The sequence below is a fragment of the Nocardia farcinica genome, from assembly GCF_029867845.1.
In the GTDB taxonomy this organism is placed as follows: domain Bacteria; phylum Actinomycetota; class Actinomycetes; order Mycobacteriales; family Mycobacteriaceae; genus Nocardia; species Nocardia farcinica_A.
Genome location: NZ_JARWRU010001268.1, coordinates 1 through 1,004 on the forward strand (window position 1 = coordinate 1; position 1,004 = coordinate 1,004).

The following is a 1,004-nucleotide window of genomic DNA, read 5'->3' on the forward strand; positions in this document are numbered from 1 at the left end:
GTGGCTGACCGACCTGCGCCGCAACGGCCCCTTCCCCCGCGACATCACCGCCCGCAAGCTCGGTATCGCCCGGCAGCGGCTGAGCGCGACGGTGATCGAGCTGGAGGCCGAACTGGGCGAGAAGCTGTTCGTTCCTGGCGCGGAGTCCACCCGGCTGACCGGCACCGGCGAACAGTTGCTGGCGGCGGCGCGCGAGATCCTGGCCGGCCCCGCCGAACCGGAACCGGCCGCCGCCGAGGCCGCGGCGGGCCTGCGGGTGGGTTTCGTGCCGGGGGTCACGGTGTCGAAGTGGGAGCGGATCTGGCGCGAGCGCTTCCCTGGCACTCCGCTGGAGACGGTGCCGCTGGCGGCGGCCGACCAGCGGGCCGCGCTCGCCGAGGGCCGGGTCGACATGTGTTTCGTCCGCCTGCCGATCGACCGCGACGGCCTGGGGGTCATCCCGCTCTACCGGGAGCTGCCCGTGGTCGTGGTGCCCAAGGACCACGAGATCTCGCTGTTCGATGAGGTCGACGCGAGCGAGCTGGCCGGAGAACGGCTGCAGGACGCGAGCGATCTGGACCAGGCGGCCGTGGTGTTGGAGATGGTGGCCGCGGGGGTCGGGCCCGCGGTGGTGCCGCATTCGATCGCCCGGCTGCACGCCAGGCGCGACCTGGTCTACCGGACCGTGACCGGCCATCCCGACACCGAGATCGCGCTGGCCTGGCCGACGGCCTCGGCGGGCGAGCTGGAAGAGGAGTTCATCGGGGTCGTGCGCGGCCGGACGGCGCGCAGCACCCGTTCCCCCTCGGGGACGCGGGGTGAGGGGGCACGCGACAAGGACAGTCGCGCAAGAGCGGCAGCCGCGAAGCCGGCGCACGGCAAGGCCGGGCAGACCAAGACCGGGCGGGCGAAGAACACCGCGGCGGGGGGGGGGGGGCGGGGCGGGCGGGCGGGGGGCGCGGCGGGCGCGGGGGGCCCGGCCCCCCGGGGCGGCGGGGCCGGGCGGGGGCGGCGGGCGGGGCCGG

At 76.4% G+C, this 1,004-nt stretch carries 1 protein-coding gene; it reads left to right on the top strand.

The window, feature by feature from the left end; genetic code table 11:
- The coding region (locus QH283_RS28460; protein ID WP_280506016.1) for a DUF5997 family protein at window positions 1–1,004 on the top strand (1,004 nt) is incomplete at both ends.